Below are 21767 nucleotides of genomic sequence, written 5' to 3' on the forward strand. Positions count from 1 at the left end.
CTCGGGTCACGTTCGGTTACCGATACCCAGCGTACCTGATACGCTGGGTATCGTGAACATCACCCACACGGACCCCCCGGATGCCTCTGTGCCAGGCAGCCCCGACGGACGTTCTTCGCGCTGGCAGAGCCACCGGGAGGAGCGCCGGAGGGAGCTGATCAAGTCGGCACGGCGGGCGGTGCACCTGCTGGGAAGTGACGCCTCCATGGAGGAGATTGCCGCTGCTGCAGGAACCTCAAAGTCCGTGTTCTACCGCTACTTTGGCGATAAGGCCGGGCTCCAGCAGGCAGTGGGTGAAGTGGTCTTAAGCCAGATGCAGCGCAGGATCAAGGAAGCCGCGCAGAGCGCCCATACCCCCCGCGAAGGGCTCCTGGCCATGGTCTCGGCCTACCTGCAAATGGCGGAGACCAGCCCCAACGTCTATACGTTTGTCACCCGGCATGGCAGCGGCGACCCGGAGGGTTCATCGGGAGCTGTCTCCGGGGCGCTGGGGCACTTCTTCGACGCCATCGCGGAGATGATCGCTACGCCCATGCGGTCCCACCTGGGGGACGGCAAGCACGCCGTGATCGGCTACTGGCCGAAGGCCGCGATTGGACTGGTACGGAATGCCGGCGAGCAATGGCTCAGCACGCCGGACTCCCCCGCCAAACCTGACCAGGAAGCAATGGCACGCCAAATCACGGCCTGGCTCTGCGTCGGCATAGCTCCCGAGCTCACCCCGGCCGCGCGGGAATGACCTAACTCCAATGCAAACCACCAAACACTGTCAGCACCAACGAAGGACATTGACATGACTGAAGTAGTGGACCGTCCCACCGGCAAGGGGAAGCGCCCGGAAGCACCGCAAAAAGCGGTCCCCGGCACCGCCGCCCGGCCCCAGCCCGCCGTCGACGTCGAAACGCTGGGCAAGCAGCTGCTCGGCAAGTGGGCGGCCGTCCGGCTCCAGGCCCGGGACCTTGCCGCACGCCCCGAGCTTCACAAGATTGAAGGCCTGACCCACACCGAGCACCGGACCAGGGTGTTCGGACAGCTGAGGTACCTTGTGGACAATGGGGCGGTGCACCGCGCCTTCCCGGCAGCCTTGGGCGGCGCCGACGACCACGGCGGAAACATCGCCGGCTTCGAGGAACTTGTGGTGGCCGATCCCTCGCTGCAGATCAAGGCCGGCGTGCAGTGGGGCCTGTTCGGCTCCGCCGTCATGCACCTTGGCACCGCCGTACACCATGCGAAATGGCTTCCCGGCATCATGAACCTGGATATCCCGGGCTGCTTCGCCATGACCGAGACGGGACACGGCTCCGACGTGGCCAGCATCGCGACCACGGCCACGTACGATCCGTCCACTGAAGAATTCGTGGTGCACACGCCGTTCCGCGCCGCCTGGAAGGACTACATCGGGAACGCGGCCAACGACGGACTGGGCGCCGTGGTGTTCGCCCAGCTTGTCACCCGCGGCGTCAACCACGGCGTACATGCCCTCTACGTGGACCTGCGGGACCCGGAAACCAAGGAGTTCCTGCCCGGCATCGGCGGCGAGGACGACGGCATCAAGGGTGGACTCAACGGAATCGACAACGGGCGGCTGCACTTCACCAACGTCCGGATCCCCCGGACGAACCTCCTGAACCGCTACGGCGACGTAGCCCCGGACGGCACATACACCTCCCCCATCGCCAGCCCGGGCCGGCGGTTCTTCACCATGCTGGGAACCCTTGTCCAGGGCCGGGTGTCGCTGGACGGCGCCGCCGTGGCTGCGTCCAGGGTGGCCCTGACGGCGGCCATCCGATACGCAACCGAGCGCCGCCAGTTCAACGCCTCCTCCCATACGGACGAAGAAGTCCTGCTTGACTACCAGCGCCACCAGCGCCGGCTGTTCACCCGGCTCGCCACTACCTACGCAGCGGGGTTCGCCCATGAGCAGCTCCTGGAGAAGTTCGACGACGTCTTTTCCGGCGCCCACGACACCGACGCCGACCGCCAGGACCTGGAAACACTCGCCGCCGCACTGAAGGCCCTGAGCACTTGGCATGCGCTGGACACCCTGCAGGAATGCCGCGAAGCCTGCGGCGGTGCCGGCTTCCTGATCGAGAACCGCTTTGCGTCGCTGCGGGCCGATCTTGACGTCTACGCCACGTTCGAGGGCGACAACACCGTGCTGCTGCAGCTGGTGGCCAAGCGCCTCCTGGCCGACTACGCCAAGGAGTTCCGGAACGTGGACTTCGGGGTACTGGCCCGCTATGTGGTGGGCCAGGCAACCGGCGCTGCAATCCACCGGACAGGACTGCGGCAGGTGGCCCAGTTCATGGCGGACACCGGCTCGGTGCAGAAAGCCGCCATCGCCCTCCGTGACGAGGAGGGCCAGCGTGCCCTCCTTACGGACAGGGTGCAGACCATGGTGGCGGAAGCGGCAACAGCCCTTAAAGGCAGCAACCGGCTTTCCCAGGAAAAGGGCGCGGCACTGTTCAACCGTCACCAGAACGAACTCATCGATGCCGCCCAGGCGCACGCCGAACTGCTGCAATGGGAGGCCTTCACCGACGCGCTTCGCGAGGTGGAGGACCCAGGCACCAGGACGGTGCTGACGTGGCTGCGTGACCTCTTCGGCCTGTCGCTGATTGAAAAGAACCTGTCCTGGTACCTCATGAACGGCCGCCTTTCCATGCAGCGGGCCAGAACGGTGGGTGAATACATCAACAGGCTGCTGGTGAAGATCCGCCCGCATGCGCTGGACCTCGTGGACGCCTTTGGCTACGGCGGCGACCACGTGCGCGCCGCAATCGCGACCGGTGCGGAGAAGAAGCGGCAGGATGAGGCGCGGGCATACTTCCGCAGCCAGCGGGCAAGCGGCCAGTCCCCGGTGGATGAGAAGGTCCTGCTGGCCAGGACCGCTGCGGCGAAACGGAACTGACGGCCAACGGCCTAATGAACGACGGCGCCGCCCCCTCGTGAGGGGAGCGGCGCCGTCGTAATTAATAGCGAGGGGTCGTTAGCCGTGGGACGGCAGCACCGAGCGGTACACGTCCAGGGTGGTCTCGGTGATGGACTCCCAGGAGAAGTGTTTCTCGGCGCGCAGCCGGCCGGCCTGGCCCATGGCGCGTGCCCGCTCCGGATCAGACACAACCTCGGTGAGGGCGGCCGCGAATTCGGTGACGAACTTCTCCGGATCAAGGGGGGTCCCGGTGCCGTCGGTGACCTGCTCAAGGTCCACGAGGAGGCCGGTCTGGCCGTGCTCCACCACCTCCGGGATGCCGCCGGTGGCGCTGGCCACCACTGCGGCGCCGCAGGCCATTGCTTCCAGGTTCACGATGCCGAGGGGTTCGTAGATCGAGGGACAGGCGAACGCGGTGGCGTGGCTGAGGACCTGGATGAGCTCGTGCCGGGGCAACATGCGCTCAATGAGCACCACGCCGGTTCGCTGGCTCTGCAGGTCCTCGATCAGGCGGGCAGTCTCGGCAGCGAGCTCGGGGGTATCCGCTGCGCCCAGGCACAGGACCAGTTGAACATCGGCGGGCAGCTTCGCGGCAGCCCGCAGCAGGTAGGGAACGCCTTTTTGGCGGGTGTTCCTGCCCACGAAAACCACGCTGGGTTTGGCCGGATCAATGCCCAGGGCGCGGACGGCGTCGTCATTCTCGTCGCGCTGCCACAGCTCGACGTCAATGCCGTTGTGGACCACCTTGACCTTCGCGGGATCAACATCCGGGTAGCTGCGCAGGATGTCCTGCCGCATACCCTCGGAAACAGCGATGATGGCTGCCGCAGCCTCATAAGCCGTCTTCTCCACCCAGGAAGAGAGCGCGTACCCGCCGCCGAGCTGCTCCGCCTTCCAGGGGCGCAGCGGCTCCAGGCTGTGGGCGCTGAGGACATGCGGGATGCCGTGCAGCAGGGATGCCAGGTGCCCTGCCATGTTGGCGTACCAGGTATGCGAATGGACCAGGTCCGCGCCTTCCACGTCCGGGACGATCCGGAGGTCCACCCCGAGGGTCTGCACCGCGGCGTTGGCCCCGCCAAGGTCCTCAGGCACCTGGTAGGACGTCACGGTGGCGCCATAATAGTCGGTATCGCGGGGAGCGCCAAAAGCACGAACCTGCAGGTCAACATGCTTACTAAGCACCCTGCTCAATTCGGCTACGTGGACTCCGGCGCCACCGTAGATCTCCGGCGGGAACTCTTTAGTCACAATGTCTATTCGCACAAGACCCAAGGTAGTCCTTCACGCTTAACTGTTCTAGTGTGAAGGAGTCCGGGCATGCCGGACTGTCTTGGGGAGATACGAAGGCGTACAGGAGCGACCATTATGCCGTTGAACAAAAGAGTCCTGGCCATTGTCCTCGCAGGGGGCGAGGGAAACAGGCTGATGCCGCTGACGGCGGACCGGGCCAAACCCGCGGTCCCCTTCGCCGGGAGTTACCGCCTGATCGACTTTGCGCTGTCCAACCTGGTGAACTCCCGCTACCTGCAGATCGTGGTGCTGACGCAGTACAAGTCGCACAGCCTGGACCGCCACATCTCCGAGACCTGGCGCATGTCCACCCAGCTGGGCAACTACGTGGCTTCGGTTCCGGCCCAGCAGCGCGTGGGCAAGAGCTGGTTCCTGGGCAGCGCCAACGCCATCTACCAGTCCCTGAACCTGATCCACGACGCCAACCCGGACATTGTTGTGGTGGTCGGCGCGGACCATGTCTACCGCATGGACTTCGCCCAGATGGTGGCCCAGCACGTCCACAGCGGCGCAAAGGCAACAGTGGCCGCTGTTCGGCAGCCACTGCACATGGCCAACCAGTTCGGCGTGATCGAAGTGGACCAGAACGATCCCCAAAAGATTGCCGCGTTCGTGGAAAAGCCTGCCACCACCCCCGGACTGGCCGCGGACCCGTCGCAGTTCCTGGCCTCCATGGGCAACTACGTCTTTGACGCCGATGCCCTGGTAGCGGCGCTGCACGTGGACGCCGAGCGGCTGGACACCAAGCACGACATGGGCGGGGACATCATCCCCTACTTCGTGAACCAGGGCGAGGCCGGCGTGTACGACTTCACGCTCAATGACATTCCCGGCTCCACCGAACGCGACCGCACGTACTGGCGCGACGTCGGCACCATCGACTCCTTCTACGACGCCCACATGGACCTGATCTCCCCGCTCCCGGTCTTCAACCTCTACAACTCGGAATGGCCCATCTACACCCGGCAGAGCATCTCGCCGCCCGCCAAGTTCGTCCGCGGCCAGAACAACACGGTGGGCACGGCCCTGGACTCGATCGTCTCCAGCGGCGTCGTGATCTCCGGCGGCATCGTGGAGGGCTCCGTCCTGTCCAACGACGTCTACGTGGCCACCGGCAGCCGTGTCATCGACTCGGTCCTGATGGACAAAGTGCAGGTGGGCGAGGGCGCGGTGATCAACCGGGCCATCATCGACAAGAACGTCAAGGTTCCGGCAGGCGCGGCAATTGGCCTGGACGCGGACCTGGACCGGGCCCGCGGCTTCAAGGTCACCGACTCGGGCATCACGGTGCTCGCCAAGGGACAGAACGTTCCCGAGCCCGGCGAGGAGGAACGGACGCTCGCTGCCAGGAACCTGCACCGTGTCCCGAACGCCGTGAAGGCGGCTGCAGACCTCCACCCCGAAGTGCGGGAGTCCGTGGACAGGGTCGCCCAGAACCACGCAGCGGCTGCTGCAGACTCCGCGCAGGGGGCGCGGATTTCCTGACATCGTTTAGCGGGCCGGCCGCACCCCCCAAGGGGTGCGGCCGGCTGGATCCCAGGCTGTAAAATCGATACGGTGAGCTCCCCCGATCTGACCCCTGAGGAAATCCAGGCCTGCCTCAAGGTCCTGAATACCATCCATGCCTATGACGAGGAGCACCCGGACTATGTTTCGGTGCGGCGCGCCACGGGGAAAATGTTCAAGGCCGTCAAGCGGCACCGAAGGGTCACAAAGCGCGACCTGATCTCCGAGGCGGACCGGACAGTCATAGCCCGGACGGCAACCGCCGCGCCGGACCGGATCGACGACGAGACCCGCGGGAACAAGCTGGCCACCTCGGCCACCGGCAAAGTTGCCGGGCACCTGATCCGCTCGCGCCCCTGCTACATCTGCAAACAGCACTACACCCAGGTTGACGCCTTCTACCATCAGCTGTGCCCGGACTGCGCTGCCTTCAGCCACAGCAAGCGGGACGCCCGCACCGACCTGACCGGCCGCCGCGCCCTGCTGACCGGGGGGCGGGCCAAAATCGGGATGTACATCGCGCTTCGACTGCTCCGCGACGGTGCCCACACCACCATCACCACCCGCTTCCCCAAGGACGCCGCCCGCCGGTTCGCCGCCATGGAGGACAGCGGCGAATGGCTGCACCGGCTCCGGATCGTGGGCATCGACCTCCGCGACCCCGCCCAGGTCATGGCCCTCACGGACTCGCTCAATGAGGCAGGCCCGCTGGACATCATCATCAACAACGCGGCGCAGACGGTCCGCCGTTCCGGCAATGCCTACAAGCCGTTGGTGGACGCCGAGGATGAACCGCTTCCGGCCGCGCTGGAGCAGGCCAACGGCGGTCCGGAACTGGTGACCTTCGGCCACGCCCATGACAAGCACCCCCTGGCGCTGGCCAGCAGCGTGACGGAACACCCGGTCCTGGCCGGGGACGCCATCACGTCGCTGGCGCTGTCCACCGGATCGGCCTCGCTGGAGCGCATTGCGTCAGGAACGGCCATCGACGCGGGCGGGCTGGTACCGGACCTGGCCACCATCAACAGCTGGACCCAGGTGGTGGACGAGGTGGATCCGCTCGAGATGCTCGAGGTGCAGCTCTGCAACGTAACCGCGCCCTTCCTGCTGGTGAGCCGGCTGCGGGGAGCCATGAAGCGATCCACCGCCCGCCGGAAATACATCGTCAACGTCTCGGCGATGGAAGGCCAGTTCTCCCGCGCCTACAAGGGTCCGGGCCACCCGCACACCAACATGGCAAAGGCAGCGCTCAACATGATGACGCGCACCAGCGCCCAGGAGATGCTGGACAGTGACGGCATCCTGATGACTGCCGTGGACACCGGCTGGATTACCGACGAGCGTCCCCACTACACCAAGGTCAGGCTCATGGAGGAAGGCTTCCACGCGCCCCTGGACCTCGTTGATGGTGCCGCCCGCGTCTACGATCCCATCGTCATGGGTGAGAACGGCGAGGACCAGTACGGCGTGTTCCTCAAGGACTACAAACCCAGCCCCTGGTGAGGGTAAGCTCGCCGCATGAGTGCCGAACCCGTATCTGAAGTGCAGAATCTTGAACACCATGAGTGCTGGGCCGTGCTCCGCACCGTGTCCGTCGGCCGGCTGGCGGTGCTGGTGGCGGGACGCCCGGACATCTTCCCCATAAACTACACGGTTGACCGCGGCACCCTGGTGTTCCGCACCAGCGAGGGCACCAAGCTTTCCGGCGCTTCGGAGGACGCCCCGGTGGCGCTGGAGGCGGACGGGGTGGACCCCAATACCGGACTGGCCTGGAGCGTGGTAGTGAAGGGCACGGCCGCCGTCGTCACCGGCACGGAGCAGGTCCTGGAAACCACCCAGCTCTTCCTCTTTCCCTGGCAGGCAGGCAAAAAGGACATCTTCGTCCGGATCACGCCGGACTCCATCACCGGCCGCCGCTTCAAGGTGACGGAACCCATGACCTGGTGGACCCAGCTCAGCGGCGCTGTGAGGACCGCGCAGGAGTAAAAGCCCGCGGGCCCGTCAGGCGAGCTGGGTGATTTCCACGCTGACGCTCAGGGCTGAACCGCCCCCGCCGGAAAGAATGCCCTTCAGCGGCGGCACGTCGCGGTAGTCCCTGCCCCGGGCCACCGTCACGTGGAAGTCGCCGGCCGGCTTGTGGTTGGTGGGGTCCCAGCTGCGCCAGTCGCCGTCCCACCACTCCAGCCATGCATGGGATTGGCCGGCCACGGTTTCGCCGATTCCGGCGCTGGAACGGGGGTGCAGGTAACCGGAGACGTAACGCGCCGGGATGCCGCAGCTGCGCAGCGCACCGATGGCCAGGTGCGCGAGGTCCTGGCACACGCCCTGGCGCTGCCCCCAGGCCTCTTCCGCGTTGGTGGTGACCGCGGTGGAACCGGACATGTAGGTCATTTCGCCGCGCATCCACTCGAACACTGCCATGGCGGCCTCGTGCGGGTTCTTCCCGGCCACGACGCCCGGGATGATGCCCAGGACTTCGTCTCCTGGCCCGCTCAGCCTGGACTGCGGAAGCCAGTCGCTGAAGGTGTTGAGCGTCTCGGGCGAGGCCAGGACGTCCCAGCCGGCAATGTCCGACTCCGACGGGATCTTCTCGGCCCGGTGGACCTCCACCGTGATGTTGGAAACAACTTCAAGGTGATCGTGCGGCATCTGCATGTCGAAGGCAGTAACCCTGGTGCCCCAGTAGTCCCGGTAGGTGCTCACGGCAGCCTGCGACGGCGAAACCTTGACCACGGACTCCAGCACCACCTGCTGGGAATCCGTCAGCGGCGTCATGCGGGCCTCGTTGTAGGACAGCGTGACCCTCTTGTTGTACTTGTAGGCCGTCTTGTGGACGATGCTCAGCCGGGTCATGAAACTTCTCCCACCCAGGCCAGTTCATCCGCCTGATTGAAGTACTTACGGGAAATGGCGTCCGAGGCCTGTGAGACGGCTTTCTGCACCCGCTCCATGTGTTCGGGCAACTCGGACATGAGATCGTCCGTCCGGTGGAACTCGAGGAACGTCCGCGCCTGCCCCACAATCCGTCGCGCATCATTGATGAAACCCACCCGCTGGGCGGAAGGATCAAGTTTTGCAAGGCATTCATCGGCATCCCGCAGGGCATAGACGATGGACCGCGGGAAGAGGCGGTCCAGTAGCAGGAACTCGGCAGCGTGCTGGTCTCCAAAGGCGGCACGCCGGGTACGCAGGAAGGACTCGTACGCCCCGGCGCACCGCAGCATGTTGACCCATGACATGCCGGCGGACAGCACGTCCCGGGTGGAGAGCATGCGGGCCGTCATGTCCGCCCGTTCCAGGGAGCGGCCCAGCACCAGGAAGAGCCAGCTTTCGTCGTGGCTGACGGTGGTGTCCGCCAGGCCGCTGACCATGGCCGTCCGTTCAAGGGTCCAGTTGCAGAACCGGTACGTGCCCACAACGTCCTTCCGGTGCTGGCTCAGCCCGTAATACGTGGTGTTCAGGCTCTCCCAGAGACCGGAAGAGACAGTCTCCCGGGCGCGCCGGGCGTTCTCCCGCGCCGCCCCGAGGGAACCGGCAATGGAGGTGGCGCTGGTTTTGTCATAGGCAAGTGCGTGGAGCAGTTCGGGCAGCCCGAAATCCTCGCTCTGCGGCCTGGCTCCCATGACCGCCAGGAGCTCCTGCGCCACGCTCTTGCGTTCCTCCATGGGGAGGTGGTTCAGGCGCTCCAGGTGGACGTCAAGGATCCGGGCGGTGCCGTCCGCCCGCTCCACATAGCGGCCGATCCAGAAAAGGGACTCGGCAATACGGCTAAGCATTCGCGGCTACCTCCTGCGTGCCCGAAACTGGAAAAGAAACTGTCCGGCCTACGGCCCGGCTCACTGCTGCTGCTCCGACTGGCGGTCCCGCCAGTTGCTCTCCACCGGCCACACGGAAACGCGCTCCCGGACGGAGATGGAAGGCCGCGGCACGGTCTCCACCGGCACCTGGGGGGAATCGGCCAGGACCCAGGTGTCCTTGGATCCGCCGCCCTGGCTGGAGTTCACGATCAGCGAGCCCTCCTTGAGTGCCACGCGGGTCAGGCCGCCCGGGAGCACCCAGACGTTCTCGCCGTCGTTCACCGCGAAGGGGCGCAGGTCCACGTGGCGGGGGCCGAACTTGTCCCCGCTCAGCGTCGGGACCGTGGAGAGCTGCAGCACCGGCTGGGCGATCCAGCCGCGGGGGTCCGCGATGATCCGCTGGCGGAGGGCGTCCAGTTCGTCCTTGGAGGCATCCGGCCCGATAACCAGGCCCTTGCCGCCGGAACCGTCCACGGGCTTGACCACCAGTTCGGCCAGGTTGTCCAGGGTGTACTCGCGGGATTCCTTCTCCTCCAGGCGGTATGTGTCCACGTTGGCGATGATGGGTTCCTCGCTGAGGTAGTAGCGGATGAGGTCAGGGACGTAACTGTAGACCAGTTTGTCGTCCGCGACGCCGTTGCCCACGGCGTTGGCAATGGTGACCCCGCCGGCCCTGGCCGCGTTGACCAGCCCGGGGCAGCCGAGCATGGAGTCGGCGCGGAACTGCAGGGGGTCAAGGAAATCGTCGTCGATCCGCTTGTAGATGACATCCACGCGCTGCTCGCCCGCCGTGGTGCGCATGTATACGCGGTTGCCGCGGCAGATGAGGTCGCGGCCCTCCACCAGCTCAACGCCCATCAGTCCGGCCAGCAGGGTGTGCTCGAAGTAGGCGCTGTTGAACACGCCGGGGGTCAGGACGACGACGGTGGGATCGTCCACGCCGGACGGCGCGGTCTTCCGCAGGGCAGAGAGCAGGCGCCGCGGGTACTCCTCGACCGGCCGGATGAGCTGCTGGCCGAAAGCCTCCGGCAGGCCCTTGGCCATGGCCCGGCGGTTCTCCAGGACGTAGCTCACGCCGGAGGGAACGCGGACGTTGTCCTCCAGCACGCGGAACGTTCCGGCGGCATCACGGACAACGTCGATGCCGGAGATGTGGACCCGCACGCCGCCGGCCGGTTCGAAGCCATGGACCTGCCGGTGGAAGTGCGCGCTGGTGGTTACCAGCTGCCGCGGGATCACGCCGTCTGCCACCACGGTCATCTTGTCGTACACGTCGTTGAGGAACGCCTCGAGGGCGCGTACCCGCTGGGCTACCCCGCGCTCCAGTACATCCCACTCACCGGCCGGAATGACGCGGGGAACGATGTCCAGCGGGAACGGGCGCTCCTCCCCCGCGAAATCGAACGTCACGCCGCGGTCCAGGAACGTGCGCGCCATTGAGTCGGCGCGCGCACTGACATCGGCCAGGGAGAGCTTGCGAAGGGCGTCCGCCACCTGCCCGTACGAGTCACGGGCCTGTTGCCCGGGGGCGAACATCTCGTCATAGGCTCCGGACCGGCCGGCGGCCACGGAGTAATCCTGGAATAGGTCTGACATGTCCAATAGCCAACCATCTTTTTGTTTCGAATTCATTACTGCCATCCATTGTGGCGTGTTGGCGGAGGTCCCCCTATTCGTGGATTCCGCCCCTTTTCCGGCACAGTAGGTGAGTGCCCGTCAGCAGATCCTTCCGCAACCCCGGTCCGGACCTGCCCGGACGGCCGGAGAGGCTCCTCCCGGGCCTGGCTTCAGCGGCAGTTGCGCTGGCCGCCGCGTTCCTGGTCCATTGGCTGGTGCCCGCGCTGCCGGCCATGACACTGGCAGTGGCCCTGGGCGTCCTTGCCGCGAACCTGCCGGCGGCCGGGGCATGGACAGCCGGCAGGGCCCGGCCCGGACTGGACTTCGCCGGGAAACATCTTATGCGCGGCGGAATCGTCCTGCTCGGGCTAAAGGTCAGCATCACCGACGTTCTGGGACTGGGCTGGCTGTCCCTGGTCCTGATCGTTGGCGTCGTGGCGGCGAGCTTCGGCGGGACATACGCCATCTCCCGGCTCTTCCGGCTCCCGCCGGTGACGTCGCTCCTGGTGGCCACCGGGTTCTCAATCTGCGGTGCTTCGGCCATCGGCGCCATGGCGGCCGTGCGCCGGATCCGGCATGTGGACACCGTCCTGCCGGTGGCCCTCGTGACGCTCTGCGGAACCCTTGCCATCGGCGTCCTTCCCCTGCTGGTTCATCCCCTCCGGCTCAGCGCGCCGGTCTTTGGCGCCTGGACAGGCGCATCGGTGCACGACGTCGGCCAGGTGGTGGCCACGGCGCAAACGGCGGGGACTGCGGCGCTGGGCATCGCCGTCGTGGTTAAGCTCACCCGGGTGCTCCTGCTGGCGCCGGTCTCAGCAATAGCCGGCGCGCACCACCGTATCGCCCCCGGGCGGGCAGTTCCCGGGGACGGCGGGAACGCCAAACTGCCGCCGGTGGTGCCGCTTTTCGTCCTGGGTTTCGTCGCCATGGTGGGGCTCCGTTCCACCGGCTGGCTGGCCCCGGAATGGCTGGAGGCAGGTGGCGCACTGCAGGACATCCTGCTCGGCGCCGCGCTGTTCGGGCTGGGGTCCGCTGTCCGGATGCGCACGCTCCTGCACACCGGCGGGCGGGCACTTCTGGCGGCCCTCGCCTCATGGTTCCTGATTGCCGTCCTGGGACTGGCGGCTGCCCTGCTGATCGCCGCATGATTCCGGTCACCCATCCCGTGATTAGATAGCTGGGTGTCACATGAGAATCTGCAGCGCGACGAAGCCGCTGAACGCTCAGTCCTGATCAGCACCACCAGCTACGACGTTTCGCTGGACGTCCGGCAGGCTGCGGACCCGGACGCCGCCGGCTATCCAACCCGCAGCATCATCACCTTCACCGCCGCCGAGTCCGGGGCAGCAACGTTCCTGGACTTCATCGGGGAGGTCCACAGCGTTGTCCTGAACGGCAGGGAACTCCGCGTTGAGGACGTGGCGGACGGCGCCAGGATCAGGCTGGACAACCTGCAGCCCCACAACCAGGTGGCAGTGGCCGGGACTGCCCTGTACAGCCGCTCCGGCGAAGGCATGCACCGGTTCGTTGATCCTGCCGACGGGCAGTGCTACCTCTACACGCAGTACGAGCCCGCGGACGCACGCCGGGTCTTCGCCAACTTCGAGCAGCCCGACCTTAAAGCCACGTACACCTTCCACGTGACGGCCCCCGCCGGCTGGCACGTCGCCTCCAACGGGGCAGAGGTTGACCGGACCGTCCTTCCCGACGACCCCGCCTCGGCACGCTGGGACTTCGCGGCCACGGAACCGATGTCCACGTACATCACCACCGTGCTGGCCGGCCCCTACTTCAAGGCGCAGGACCGCTGGCAGGCAACGCTCGACGACGGGACCTCCCTGGACGTGCCGCTCGCCCTCTACTGCCGCGCCTCCATGGCGCACTCCTTCGACACGGACAAACTCTTCCGGCTCACCAAAGACGGCCTGGACTTCTTCAACCGGCTCTTCGACTACCCCTACCCCTGGGGCAAGTACGACCAGGCCTTCGTGCCGGAGTACAACCTCGGCGCCATGGAGAACCCGGGCCTGGTCACGTTCACCGAAAGCTACGTCTTCACCTCGCGCGCCACCGACTCCCAGTACCAGGGGCGGGCCAACACCCTGATGCACGAGATGGCGCACATGTGGTTCGGCGACCTGGTGACCATGCAGTGGTGGGATGACCTGTGGCTCAAGGAATCCTTTGCCGACTACATGGGAACCCTGGGCGTGGACCAGGCCTCTGACTGGGACACCGCCTGGGTGAACTTCGCCAACAAGCGCAAGGCGTGGGCCTACCTCCAGGACCAGCTGCCCACCACGCACCCGATCGTGGCGGACATCCCGGACCTCGAGGCCGCCAAGCAGAACTTCGACGGCATCACCTACGCCAAGGGCGCCTCGGTGCTGAAGCAGCTGGTGGCCTACGTAGGGTTCGAGGCGTTCATTGAGGGCTCCCGTGCCTACTTCCGTAAGCACGCCTACGGCAACACAACGCTTGACGACCTGCTGGCCGCGTTGAGTGCCTCCTCCGGGCGGGACTTGGCCGGCTGGGCACAGCAGTGGCTGCAAACCTCGGGCATCTCCACGCTGTCCCTGGACATCGCAGCAGATGCAGCGGGCGACGACGGCCGGCTGGGCACAGCGGCCATCGTCCAGGAAGCGGTGGACCCGGTCACCGGACGCGAGGAGCTGCGCCCGCACCGGCTCCGCGTCGGCTCCTACAACTTCGACGCCCACGGGGCCCTGGTGCGGACCGGGACGTTCGAGACGGACGTGGCGGGCGCGCGGACCGAACTCCCCCAGCTGTCCGGCCGGCCGCGGCCCGCGCTCCTGCTCGTTAATGACGAGGACCTCACGTACGCCAAAGTCCGGCTCGATCCGGCGTCCGAAGCCACGGTCCTTTCCTCCCTGGACCGGCTCGCCGACCCCATGGCCCGGGCGCTGTGCTGGACGGCGCTCTGGAATTCAGCCCGCGACGGGGAAAGCCCGGCATCACGGTACGTCGAGGCTGTCGCAGCGTTCGCACCTGCCGAAACCGGCATCGGCGTACTGCTGAATGTCCTTGAGAACGCCGGCACCGCCGTCGAACGCTACACGCCCGCCTCCGTCCGGAGCGCCGTACGGTCCTCCTTCCTGGCTGCCGCAGCCGGCGAACTGGACGCAGCCAGGCCCGGCTCGGACCAGCAGCTGGCATGGGCGAGGACCCTGGCCACCCTCAGCCGGCATGATGACGCCATGGTGCCCCGGCTGCGCGGCCTCCTGGACGGCACCGCCGAGGTGGCCGGGCTGGCAGTGGATGCCGAACTGCGCTGGCACTTCTGGCATGCCCTGGCAGCACATGGCCAGGCCACGGTGGAAGAACTGGACGCCGAACTCGCCCGGGACACCACGGCCTCCGGACGCGCCGGGCATGCCACAGCGATGGCCGCCCGTCCTGACACGGACGTGAAGGCAGCGGCCTGGACGGCGGCGGTGCACGGGCATGATCTCTCCAACCAGCTCCTGAGCGCCACCATCAGCGGTTTCATGACGTCCCCCGCGAAGCTGCTGGAGCCTTATGTTGAACCTTATTTCGAGTGCCTGCGCAGCGTATGGGAGAGCCGCAGCATCGAGATCGCCGGCCGGATCGTCCGGGGCCTCTATCCCCTGGCGCAGGACGTGGCGGAGGGCTCGGCACCGGCGGAGCATCCGGTCATCCTGCGCACTGACAAGTGGCTGGCGGACAACGGAGACGCTCCCCGCGCCCTGCGGCGCATCATCGTGGAGCAGCGCAGCCACCTGCTGCGGGCACTGACTGCGCAGGCCGCCGTCGTGAATTCACCATCGATTGCTCCCTAAGTGCCGTTTCGAACCCCCAAAACGACAGTAGGTGGGCCCATGCCGGCAGGGTTCCCTGGCCGAACTTGTGAGGTTAGGGGCCGGCAGGGACAACGGATGGGCTCACGGGACGCGGTGCAGCCAGTCTGCCGTGCCGAACTTGCTGCCGACGCGTTCCCGGGCCGTGCCAAGTTCGGCTTCGGTCAGCTGTGAGGGAATTGCGCCGTACCTGCCGGTGAATACCTCGCTCATGGCGGCAATGATGGCGGTGCGTGCCAGGCCGGTCTGGCGCCGGAGCGGGTCCACCCGCTTCTTGGCGCTACGGGTGCCCTTGTCCGAGAGCTTCTCCTTGCCAATCCGCAGCACTTCGACCATTTTGTCGGCGTCGATGTCGTAGCTCATGGTCACGTGGTGCAGCATGCCGCCGTTGGCGAGGCGTTTCTGCGCTGCCCCGCCGATTTTTCCCTGGTCCGTGGCGATGTCGTTCAGCGGTACGTAGAAGGCGTTGATGCCGAGATTTTCCAGTGCCGCCATGACCCAGGCATCCAGGAAGGGATAGGAGTCGGCGAAACTGATGCCGTCAACGAGGGTCTGCGGCAGGTAGAGGGAGTAGGTGATGCAGTTGCCCGCCTCCATGAACATTGCTCCCCCGCCGCTGATGCGCCGGACCACCGTGATGCCGTGCTTCTCCACGCCGGCCGGGTCCACCTCGTTGCGGACCGACTGGAAGCTGCCGATGACCACGGACGGCTCCTGCCAGTCCCAGAAGCGGAGCGTCGGGTTGCGCCGGCCCTCGCCGACTTCCTCTGTGAGGACCTCGTCGAGGGCAACATTGATTTCTGTCGGCAGGACGGTGGGTGCGATGACGTTCCACTGGTGGTCCGCCCACGAGGTCGCCTTCGCGAGGGCACGGCGGACGGTGACCGCGACGGCGTCCGCGGAGAAGCCGAACAGGGCTGCCCCGGCCGGCAGCGAAGACGAGACGGCGGCGGCAAGCTCGGCCGCCGTCGTCGTGTCAGGCAGTCCGGTCAAGCCACGGTTGATGTCCAGGAGTGCCTCGTCCGGCTCCAGGAAGAAATCGCCGCTGACGCTCACATTGGCGAGCCGGCCGCCGATGACGTCCAGGTCAACCACCACGAGCTTGCCGCCGGGTACCTTATATTCACCGTGCAGGCGGGCGGCGGAAGGATGCTCTGGAACAGGTGTGCCGGTCATGCTTCCATCCTGCCCCAGAAGCGGCGCACCCAAGTAATACGGTGCCGGAACGCAGAAAGCCCGCACCGGTTGCCGGTGCGGGCTTTCCCAAAGAACCTTGCGGAAGTATGTTACTTCTTGCCGCCGAAGCCCTTGAAGCGGGCGTTGAAGCGCTCGACGCGGCCTGCGGAGTCCATGATGCGCTGCTTGCCCGTGTAGAACGGGTGGGACTCAGAGGAGATTTCGACGTCGATGACCGGGTAGGTGTTGCCGTCTTCCCACTCGATGGTCTTCGAGGAGGAAACGGTGGACTTGGTCAGGAACTTCGTGCCGGAAGCCAGGTCGTTGAAAACAACAGCTTCGTACTTCGGGTGGATATCAGACTTCATAATGGGACCTTTGTTCGCACAACTGGATTTTGCCAGCTGCCAGGTATGAATGGGATGGCCGCGTTCTGTGCGGTGAAGCGCAGGGCAGCCAGCTATCAATCATAGCGGATAACCATGGTGCCCGCGAACGGGGTGCCCGGCCTGGTCCCGGGGGCGCAGCTCCCAGAACGCCACCGCCGATGCGGCCGCAACATTCAGGGAATCCACGCCGTTGCGCATGGGTATCTTGACGGCGAGGTCGACGGCGGCGAGGGTCTCAGGGCTCATTCCGGCACCTTCGGTGCCAAGCACCAGGGCGAGTTTTTCCGGGTTCCGGGCAGCCACCGCGTCCACGTCCTCCGCGTCCTTGGTGAGCTCCAGCGCCGCCACCGTGAAGCCGTGGTCCTTGAGCAGGAGGAGGTCCTGCGGCCAGCCGGTCAGCCGGGCCCACGGCACCTGGAAGACCGTGCCCATGCTCACCCGGACGCTCCGCCGGTAAAGCGGATCGCCGCAGCGGGGTGAGACCAGGACGGCGTCGATGTCCAAGGCGGCTGCCGACCGGAAGATGGCACCCACGTTGGTGTGGTCCACGATGTCCTCGAGGACGGCCACCCTGCGTGCACCGGCCAGCAGCTCCGGCAGCGGGACCGGAGCCGGGCGCTGCATCGCCGCCATGGCCCCGCGGTGGAGGTGGAAACCGGTGATCTCCTCCAGCAGGGCGGCGCTGCCAATGAAGGCGGGGACCTGCGGGTGGGCGGCCAGGATGTCCTGGAGGTCGTCCAGCCACTTTTCCGCCAGGAAAAAGGACCGCGGCTGGTGTCCGGCGGCCAGCGCCCGGCGCAGCACGCGGGAAGACTCGGCAATGTACATCCCCTCAGCCGGCTCCCGGAGCTTGCGCAGGTGCACGTCAGTGAGCTGCGTGTAGTCGGAGACCCGGGGGTCCGCGGCCGATTCAAGATAGTGGATTGTCACCGGGTGATTATTTCAGCAGATTGGCGATCATGAATCCGAGGGCCACCAGGCCCAGGACAAGGATCACGGCCCGCAGCACCGTGGGTGGGAGCCGGCGGCCCACTTTGGCCCCGATGAGACCCCCGATGCTGGAGCTCACGGCAATCAGCAGCACCACAAGCCAGTTGATCCGGTCGAACGCGAAAAGCACGTAGGACACCGCGGCCACCAGGTTCACGCCCAAAACCAGGATGTTCTTCATGGCGTTGGCGTTCTGGATGGTGCCCGTCAGGAAGACACCCAAAATGCCCACCAGCAGGATTCCCTGGGCCGCAACGAAGTAGCCGCCGTACACGCCGGCGAGGTAGACCAGCACCACCAGGAGGATGCCGTGCCCCTTGTCCCGCACGGCGTGTTCCGGGTTCGCCTCCCGGGTGCGCACCCAGGCCTGCAGGCGGGGCTGGAAGACCACCATCAGGAGGGCCAGGACAATGAGGACGGGCGCAACGTAGTGGAATACCTCTTCGGGGAGGTGCAGGAGGAGCCAGGCGCCGGAGATGCCGCCCAGGAGCGAGGCCGGAAGGAGCCTCATCAGCTGCCGTCCGCGGCCTTTCAGCTCGCGCCGGTAACCGAACGCTCCCGCTGCCGTACCGAAGACTAGGCCCATGGCATTGCTCATGGAGGCCACCACAGGGGCGACCCCCAAGGCGATCAGGACTGGGAATGTCACCAGGGTGCCGGAGCCCACGACGGCGTTGATGGTGCCGGCCCAGAGGCCGGCGATGGTCACAAAGATGCTGCTGAGAAGATCCAAGGTGCTGCAGTGCCGCCTTAGCGGCGGGCGACGGCGGTGTACCGGCCGGCGTTGACGCTCACGTCCAGGTCCAGCCCGAAAGTCTTGCTGAGGTTTTCCGCTGTCAGGACATCCGTGATCACACCCGCGGCGACCACGCCGCCGTCACGCAGCAGCATGGCGTGCGTGAAGCCCGGCGGGACTTCCTCCAGGTGGTGCGTCACCAGGACCATGGCCGGCGCGGCCTCGTCCTGTGCGAGTTCCCCAAGCTTGTGGACGAGTTCCTCGCGGCCACCAAGGTCCAGGCCGGCCGCCGGTTCATCAAGCAGCAACAGCTCGGGATCGGTCATGAGGGCACGGGCGATCTGGACACGCTTGCGCTCCCCCTCCGACAGGGTGGCGAAGGTCCTGTTGAGGAGCGGGCCCATCCCCCAGTCGTTGAGCAGCCGGAAAGCCCGCCGCTCGTCGTCGCGCTCGTAGCCCTCGCGCCAGCGGCCGGTGACACCGTAGGCGGCGGTAACCACGACGTTGAGGACCTTCTCCTGTTCAGGAATCTGGGTGGCCAGCGCGGCGGAGGAAAGCCCGATCCGGGGGCGGAGCTCGAAGACGTCCGTGCGCCCGAGGATTTCGTCAAGGATGCCGGCCTTACCGCTGCTGGGGTGGAGCCGGGCTGCAGCGATCTGCAGGAGCGTCGTCTTGCCGGCGCCGTTGGGTCCGAGGATCACCCAGCGTTCGCCTTCATTGACCTCCCAATCGACTTTGTCCAGCAGGGTCTTTTTGCCGCGGACAACGCTGACGGAAGCCAATTCCAGAACATCACTCATAGGAGTAGACACTAGGACAAAAAAGAGGCCGACTGATAACCGGCGCAGGTAACAGCGAAACCCTGGATGGGCAGCTTCCCCGCATGCCCGTCATGCCAGTTGAGTGAGGACCAGCGGACCGGATCCGGTGACGGCTATCGTGTGCTCCGAGTGCGCGGTCCGGCGGCCGTTGGAACTGCGCAGCGTCCACCCGTCCGGATCGGTAACGAGCTTGCTGGTGCCGTCCATGACCCAAGGTTCTATGGCCAACAGCAGTCCCGGGCGAAGCACGTATCCGCGCCCGGGTTTACCGGTATTGGGGATGTGCGGGTCCTGATGCATGGTGCTCCCGACGCCGTGCCCGCCGAACTGGGTATTGACCTGGAATTGTGCCGCTTCAAGCACCGAGCCGATCGCGTGGGACATGTCTCCGATCCTGGCTCCCGGCTGCGCTGCGCCGATGCCGGCCAGGAGGGCCTTCTCGGTGGTTTCGATCATGTGCCGGTCTTCGGGCGCGGACGAATTCCCTACGACGAAGCTGATTGCCGAGTCCGTCACCCAACCGTTGACACTCGCGGCGAAATCGAGCGTCAGCAGGTCCCCGTCGATCAGCACGTAGTCATGGGGCAGCCCGTGCAGGACGGCGTCGTTCACGGACGTGCAGATGACTTTCCCAAAGGGGCCGCGCCCAAATGAGGGGGCGTAGTCGACGTAGCAGGAGCGCGCGCCCGCGGCCTGGATCATGGAGGCAGCCCAGTCGTTTATTTCCAGGAGGTTCGTTCCCGGCCCGACTCTCTCCCTCAACGCCGCCAAGGTCTTCGCCACGAACTGGCCCGAAACACGGGCCTCGTCAACCTCGCGGGGCGTGAGCAGCTCAATCATGGGTTCCTCCAGGTGCGACCGTTTTTGCTGTCCGCTTGCCACCTTTCAGCAGCCGTGAAATGAATTCAAGGGACCCCTCCCCCGCTGGCTAAGATTGCAGGCATGACTTCGAACGTGACTGCGGTCAGCTACGGCCTGAATGTAACCACAACCGGGCTGGAGCAGCTCCGTTCCATTTTCACCGCGCACGGCGCCGCCATTCTGTCAGAGGCAAGCCTTGGCGACGAGCGGTACCAGGTCCACGTCGCGGACCTGGCGCTCCCGGATGCGACGGCCGCCGGACTTGCCGCCCTTCGCCATGCCCTGGCCGGGGCCTCCATCGGCGGGTTGGACACCGCCCTGGTCCCTGCCGGCCTGCGGTCAGCCGAACGCAAACTCCTGATCATGGACGTGGACTCCACCCTGATCCAGCAGGAGGTCATCGAACTCCTGGCCGCCTACGCCGGGAAACGCGAAGAAGTGGCCGCTGTCACCGAAGCCGCAATGCGCGGGGAACTGGATTTCGCCCAAAGCCTCCACGCACGGGTGGCAGTCCTCGCGGGGCTTCCGGCCGACGTCGTCCACTCCGTCCGCCAGGAAGTGAAGCTGAGCCTGGGAGCCGGGGAACTGGTTTCCGCCTTCAAGGCTGCCGGCCACGTGGTTGCAGTTGTGTCGGGCGGCTTCAACCAGATCCTGGAGCCGATCGCCGATGAGCTGGGCCTGGACTACTGGCAGGCGAACGAGCTGGAGATTGTCGACGGCGCGCTGACGGGCAAGGTGCTCGGCGCCGTGGTGGACCGGGCAGCCAAGGAAAAATACCTGCGTGAATGGGCAGCAGCGGAGGGCATCGCGCTGGAGCACACGGTGGCCGTGGGTGACGGCGCCAATGACCTGGACATGCTCGGTGCGGCCGGCATTGGCATCGCTTTCAACGCCAAACCCGCCGTGCGCGCCGTGGCTGACGCCGCCGTCAACATGCCGTACCTCGACGCCGTCCGGTACGTCGCCGGCGTCTGAGCGGCGCCTCCCCTTAAACGCCGGATGGCACGTCGCGCCGCAACGTGCCATCCGGCGTTTTGGCTGGGGCCTAGCTCGTGGCCTGGCCGGCGCCCTTGCCGAAGTAGTCTGCCCCGCCGGCGTATTCGGTGTGGCCGGATTCGACGTCGGCGGTGACCATGCTGGCCACCACTTCGGCAAACTCCTCCACGGAGTACAGCTTTCCGGCTTCAGCGCGGCGGGCCTCGATGGCACCAGGCGTGGAGCGGTCCAGGAGCGTTGCGGTGACGGTGCCCTCGATCATGTCGCCGGACACAACCACCAGGGTGATGCCTTTCTCGGCGAGGCCGGGAATGAGTTCGCGCAGGGCGTCCTCCCCGGCGCGCTTGCTGCGGGCAACGGGCTCGTAGGCTTCCATCGTGGGCACGGTGTTGATGAAGTGGGCCTGGTGGCTGGTCACGAACACCACGCGGGAGCCTTCCTGCATCAGGGGCACGGCGGCGTTGAGCATGTTGATTTGGGCGTCGCGGTTCAGCTTGAGCGCGTAGTCCTCGCCCATGCCGGTTTCCATGCCGCCGGAAGCGTTCAGCACCAGGATGTCCAGGGATCCGAAGTTCTCCATGGCGGCGCTGGCCAGGGCCTGCACGCCCTCCTGGCTGGTGAGGTCGGCGCCCACGGCCACGGCGCGGCCGCCGGCGGCCTCGATGCCCTGCACCACCTTGTTGGCGCGCGGTGCCTTCTGGCGGTAGTTCACCACGACGGCGGCGCCCTCGCGGGCAAGGTTCTTGGCTACCTCCGCCCCAATTCCGCGCGAGGATCCGGTCACGATGGCAGTCTTGTTATCCAGCAGTCCCATGCG

At 66.3% G+C, this 21767-nt stretch carries 19 protein-coding genes; 8 read left to right on the forward strand and 11 right to left on the reverse strand.

The genetic code is table 11. The features are described from left to right. Positions 1-52 precede the first annotated feature (52 nt). Positions 53-739 (forward strand): TetR/AcrR family transcriptional regulator, encoded by a 687-nt coding sequence (locus GK109_RS20870; RefSeq protein ID WP_370460734.1) that lies wholly within the window; start codon positions 53-55, stop codon positions 737-739. Between the two features lie 54 nt (positions 740-793). Continuing rightward, positions 794-2911, forward strand: coding sequence for an acyl-CoA dehydrogenase (locus GK109_RS20875; RefSeq protein ID WP_157242331.1), 2118 nt, complete (start codon positions 794-796; stop codon positions 2909-2911). Between the two features lie 78 nt (positions 2912-2989). Here GK109_RS20875 and glgA read toward each other — a convergent pair whose 3' ends face one another. Beyond that, entirely contained in the window at positions 2990-4195 is a 1206-nt protein-coding gene (gene glgA / locus GK109_RS20880) for a glycogen synthase (protein WP_370460735.1), read from the reverse strand. 102 nt (positions 4196-4297) lie between these two features. Between glgA and glgC the strand changes: the two genes are divergently transcribed. From glgC to GK109_RS20895, 3 genes are all read left to right on the forward strand, one after another. Further along, positions 4298-5707, forward strand: a complete 1410-nt coding sequence (gene glgC, locus GK109_RS20885; RefSeq protein WP_157242333.1) for a glucose-1-phosphate adenylyltransferase — start codon at positions 4298-4300, stop codon at positions 5705-5707. Positions 5708-5779: 72 nt separating this feature from the next. Continuing rightward, positions 5780-7231: an SDR family NAD(P)-dependent oxidoreductase gene (locus GK109_RS20890; RefSeq protein WP_370460736.1), complete on the forward strand. Its 1452-nt coding sequence runs from the start codon at positions 5780-5782 to the stop codon at positions 7229-7231. 15 nt (positions 7232-7246) lie between these two features. After that, positions 7247-7714 carry a pyridoxamine 5'-phosphate oxidase family protein gene (locus tag GK109_RS20895; RefSeq protein ID WP_157242334.1) on the forward strand — a complete coding sequence of 156 codons (468 nt, stop codon included), beginning with the start codon at positions 7247-7249 and terminating at the stop codon, positions 7712-7714. Between the two features lie 15 nt (positions 7715-7729). On the opposite strand, the gene GK109_RS20900 is transcribed toward GK109_RS20895, so the two are convergent. The 3 genes from GK109_RS20900 to GK109_RS20910 are packed head-to-tail and all read right to left on the reverse strand — an operon-like array spanning position 7730 to position 11121. After that, positions 7730-8581: a transglutaminase family protein gene (locus GK109_RS20900; protein WP_157242335.1), complete on the reverse strand. Its 852-nt coding sequence runs from the start codon at positions 8579-8581 to the stop codon at positions 7730-7732. Beyond that, complete coding sequence (locus tag GK109_RS20905) at positions 8578-9504, reverse strand: alpha-E domain-containing protein (protein WP_013600945.1); 927 nt, start codon at positions 9502-9504, stop codon at positions 8578-8580. Before GK109_RS20905 ends, GK109_RS20900 begins: the two co-directional genes overlap by 4 nt. Positions 9505-9564: 60 nt before the next feature. Then, positions 9565-11121, reverse strand: a complete 1557-nt coding sequence (locus GK109_RS20910; RefSeq protein ID WP_157242336.1) for a circularly permuted type 2 ATP-grasp protein — start codon at positions 11119-11121, stop codon at positions 9565-9567. Between the two features lie 113 nt (positions 11122-11234). On the opposite strand from GK109_RS20910, the gene GK109_RS20915 reads away from it, so the two are divergent. Further along, positions 11235-12290, forward strand: coding sequence for a YeiH family protein (locus tag GK109_RS20915; RefSeq protein ID WP_370460737.1), 1056 nt, complete (start codon positions 11235-11237; stop codon positions 12288-12290). 33 nt (positions 12291-12323) lie between these two features. Further along, positions 12324-14963: an aminopeptidase N gene (gene pepN / locus GK109_RS20920; RefSeq protein ID WP_370460738.1), complete on the forward strand. Its 2640-nt coding sequence runs from the start codon at positions 12324-12326 to the stop codon at positions 14961-14963. A 102-nt stretch (positions 14964-15065) separates the two neighbouring features. On the opposite strand, the gene GK109_RS20925 is transcribed toward pepN, so the two are convergent. The 6 genes from GK109_RS20925 to map form a co-directional block, all read right to left on the reverse strand. Beyond that, positions 15066-16157 carry a biotin/lipoate A/B protein ligase family protein gene (locus GK109_RS20925; protein ID WP_157242337.1) on the reverse strand — a complete coding sequence of 364 codons (1092 nt, stop codon included), beginning with the start codon at positions 16155-16157 and terminating at the stop codon, positions 15066-15068. Positions 16158-16267: 110 nt separating this feature from the next. Beyond that, positions 16268-16525: a type B 50S ribosomal protein L31 gene (locus tag GK109_RS20930; protein ID WP_066275740.1), complete on the reverse strand. Its 258-nt coding sequence runs from the start codon at positions 16523-16525 to the stop codon at positions 16268-16270. Positions 16526-16624: 99 nt separating this feature from the next. Then, the gene (locus GK109_RS20935) at positions 16625-17476 is read right to left on the reverse strand and encodes a TrmH family RNA methyltransferase (RefSeq protein ID WP_370460739.1); all 852 of its coding nucleotides are present in this window, start codon (positions 17474-17476) and stop codon (positions 16625-16627) included. Between the two features lie 7 nt (positions 17477-17483). Continuing rightward, a complete protein-coding gene (locus GK109_RS20940) occupies positions 17484-18269 on the reverse strand; it encodes a sulfite exporter TauE/SafE family protein (protein ID WP_157242338.1) in 786 nt (261 codons plus the stop codon). 17 nt (positions 18270-18286) lie between these two features. After that, positions 18287-19072: an ABC transporter ATP-binding protein gene (locus tag GK109_RS20945; RefSeq protein WP_157242339.1), complete on the reverse strand. Its 786-nt coding sequence runs from the start codon at positions 19070-19072 to the stop codon at positions 18287-18289. A gap of 90 nt (positions 19073-19162) precedes the next feature. Then, positions 19163-19933 (reverse strand): type I methionyl aminopeptidase, encoded by a 771-nt coding sequence (gene map, locus GK109_RS20950; RefSeq protein ID WP_157242340.1) that lies wholly within the window; start codon positions 19931-19933, stop codon positions 19163-19165. A 102-nt stretch (positions 19934-20035) separates the two neighbouring features. Here map and serB point away from each other — a divergent pair, with 102 nt between their 5' ends. Next, positions 20036-20929: a phosphoserine phosphatase SerB gene (gene serB, locus GK109_RS20955; protein ID WP_157242341.1), complete on the forward strand. Its 894-nt coding sequence runs from the start codon at positions 20036-20038 to the stop codon at positions 20927-20929. 70 nt (positions 20930-20999) lie between these two features. Here serB and GK109_RS20960 read toward each other — a convergent pair whose 3' ends face one another. Continuing rightward, a complete protein-coding gene (locus GK109_RS20960) occupies positions 21000-21764 on the reverse strand; it encodes an SDR family oxidoreductase (protein WP_157242342.1) in 765 nt (254 codons plus the stop codon). Positions 21765-21767 lie beyond the last annotated feature (3 nt).

The sequence above is a fragment of the Pseudarthrobacter sp. GA104 genome (assembly GCF_009741265.1).
GTDB lineage: Bacteria > Actinomycetota > Actinomycetes > Actinomycetales > Micrococcaceae > Arthrobacter.

Excerpts from the sequence above, each read along its gene's own strand:
- GK109_RS20905 (WP_013600945.1), bottom strand. The coding sequence starts at position 9,504 with ATGCTTAGCCGTATTGCCGAGTCCCTTTTCTGGATCGGCCGCTATGTG.
- GK109_RS20875 (WP_157242331.1), top strand. The coding sequence starts at position 794 with ATGACTGAAGTAGTGGACCGTCCCACCGGCAAGGGGAAGCGCCCGGAA.
- GK109_RS20960 (WP_157242342.1), bottom strand. The coding sequence starts at position 21,764 with ATGGGACTGCTGGATAACAAGACTGCCATCGTGACCGGATCCTCGCGC.
- GK109_RS20900 (WP_157242335.1), bottom strand. The coding sequence starts at position 8,581 with ATGACCCGGCTGAGCATCGTCCACAAGACGGCCTACAAGTACAACAAG.
- glgC (WP_157242333.1), top strand. The coding sequence starts at position 4,298 with ATGCCGTTGAACAAAAGAGTCCTGGCCATTGTCCTCGCAGGGGGCGAG.
- serB (WP_157242341.1), top strand. The coding sequence starts at position 20,036 with ATGACTTCGAACGTGACTGCGGTCAGCTACGGCCTGAATGTAACCACA.
- GK109_RS20895 (WP_157242334.1), top strand. The coding sequence starts at position 7,247 with ATGAGTGCCGAACCCGTATCTGAAGTGCAGAATCTTGAACACCATGAG.
- GK109_RS20930 (WP_066275740.1), bottom strand. The coding sequence starts at position 16,525 with ATGAAGTCTGATATCCACCCGAAGTACGAAGCTGTTGTTTTCAACGAC.
- GK109_RS20910 (WP_157242336.1), bottom strand. The coding sequence starts at position 11,121 with ATGTCAGACCTATTCCAGGATTACTCCGTGGCCGCCGGCCGGTCCGGA.
- map (WP_157242340.1), bottom strand. The coding sequence starts at position 19,933 with ATGATTGAGCTGCTCACGCCCCGCGAGGTTGACGAGGCCCGTGTTTCG.
- GK109_RS20945 (WP_157242339.1), bottom strand. The coding sequence starts at position 19,072 with ATGAGTGATGTTCTGGAATTGGCTTCCGTCAGCGTTGTCCGCGGCAAA.
- GK109_RS20925 (WP_157242337.1), bottom strand. The coding sequence starts at position 16,157 with ATGACCGGCACACCTGTTCCAGAGCATCCTTCCGCCGCCCGCCTGCAC.